General features: G+C 38.5%; 1 protein-coding gene. It reads left to right on the top strand.

What is annotated here, in order from left to right; genetic code table 11:
* Nucleotides 1-2212 (top strand): MucBP domain-containing protein (locus tag LI241_RS15395; protein ID WP_227160669.1); only part of this gene is annotated, 2212 nt, incomplete at its 5' end.
* Between the last annotated feature and the right edge of the window lie 160 nt (nt 2213-2372).

Genomic DNA, 2372 nt, shown 5'->3' with positions numbered 1-2372 from the left:
AACAGTGATTCCGACAGATGGCAAGGCACCTCAAGAGATGTTACAGCCAAAGGATTACTTCACCATTATGGAAACAACGACACTGTATGCCGTATGGGCAATGGATGAAAATGGTAACCATATTCCGGATTATCAGGAAGAGCGCTTTACGGTTACATTTATAGCAGGAGAACATGGAAAATTACTTGGAACAACCACATATAAAAATTATTTGGTCAAGTCAGCAATTCATGACGCACAGCATTATAAAGAACCTACACCGGTAGCAGAAGATGGCTATGTGTTTGATAAATGGGTGATCGTTGATAAAGATGGACATGCACTTTTAGAAGTTGCAGAACCTGGCGCATATGTGATTCACGGCGATACGATTGTCAAGGCAGTATTTGCAAAGGATGACAACCATGATGGAATTCCGGATGAGCGTGAAGAAAAATTAAGGGTAAATTTCGTTGTGGCAGAACATGGTGCATTAGAAGGGACTACTCAATATAATGAAGTGTTAGCAAATACGAAACTCAAAAATGTAATAGATTATCAGACACCAAAACCAAAGGGAGCTGCTGGTTATACTTTTGATAAATGGATCGTTAAAACGGTGTCGAATAAGGAAGGGATAGAGATTAAGGATCCAAGCGAATATACGATAACCGAAAATACCGTATTTTATGCTTACTTTGCTAAAGATGAGCATGGAACAGATCCTATTCATCCCGATCATGGAGATGGCATTCCAGATAAATATCAAGTTGAAGTAAACTATGAAGTAAAAAATGGTACACTTGTTGGAACAAGGAAGACCTATGTAACCCTATATGATGAAAACAATGAGCCTTCACAAACTGGGAACGGTCAATTAACAGCGTTGCAGATTCCTTTGGCAATTGCGGATAAAGGCTATGACCAAAGCAGCCTACAATGGTATCCAGTATGGCCAGAAGCTGGTATGAAAATCAAAGAAAAGATGACGTTTAAAGCCAAGTTTGAAACGGCTGATTATCAATTGACTATTCGATATGTTGATGAGGATGGCAATCGCATAGCTGAAGATTATCAAACAAAGATTGCTTACCTGAATCGCTATGAAATAACATCTCCACATGTGGATACCTATGTTTTGGAAAATGAAAATGATCATATAATCACAGGCAGCATGGATGCGGAAGATAAAGAAATCGTTGTTCATTACACCAAAGACATTCATGGGACAGATCCAAAGCATCCCGATAAAGGAGACGGCATTCCAGATAAATATCAAGTGGCAGTTCATTATGAAGCTGAACATGGAACGGTTGCTTTTGATCGTGTATATGTGACATTACGAGATGAAGAAGGAAATTTTGCAACACATGGAAGTGGTAAACTAAGGGTTGATCAGATTCCAACAGCTATAGCAGATGAAGGATATGAGCAAGAAAGTGCGTCCTGGGTAAATAAAAAACCGACCATCGATATGATCATAACAAAAGATACGACGTTTAAGGTTGTTTTTCAAGCAAGTAAAGAACCTGAAAAACCAGTGACACCAAGTGATCCCGAGAAGCCAGATACTCCTCAAAACCCTGAGGAGCCAGATACTCCTGTAACACCAGATAAACCTGATACCATACCTCCAACGAATGGAGGCAATACCGTTGATGCTCCTCAGCTTCCAGAAACAACGAATAGACCAATCGTAGCAGAACAGCCTAGGATGCCATCAGTTTCAGATACAAGACCATTCGCACCAAACATAATGGGGAATACGCAATCGAATGGAGAAAGTGAACATGTTGATGAAAATGAGACACCGTTAACAAATGGGGATGTAGAAGTAATTAAGGAAAATGTAACACCGAAAGCGAAAGGCACGGAAGCAAACTGGGCGATCATGAATTTCATATGCATGATCATTACGGTATTACTGGCAATACTTCTGTTATTATCAAAAAGTAAAAATGAAGAGAAATTAGAAAATGATAAGACGTATTCTTATGATGAGCAAGAAGATTATCAGGAAGAAAAACGCAGCTTATTTATAAGAAGTCTTGCCTTACTGCTTGCGATTATTTCAATCATTGTCTTCTTCTTAACGGAGGATATGAGTTTGCCGATGGTTATTATTGATAACTGGACAATTTATATGCTATGTTTTGTTATCGTACAGCTTATTGTCTTTATTTTAGGCAGACGATGGAAAGAAGTAGAGCAGGAAGAAAAACAAAAAGCTTAATGTAAAGAAAAGACGCGCTTCGCGTCTTTTCTGCATTTTGACCAAAATAAAAAAGCTGTTGCATATCACCTAGAAAGGCTCATTTGCAACAGCTTAATGAATAAAGGATATTTAAATTATCGTGGGGATAAAACCTGCCTCTAAATTATCATGGGGTTTA

This window comes from Longicatena sp. 210702-DFI.1.196 (assembly GCF_020563125.1).
Taxonomy (GTDB): domain Bacteria; phylum Bacillota_I; class Bacilli_A; order Erysipelotrichales; family Erysipelotrichaceae; genus Longicatena; species Longicatena caecimuris.
The sequence above is the reverse complement of the archived record's forward strand: the minus strand, read 5'-3'. Positions and strand labels throughout refer to the sequence as shown.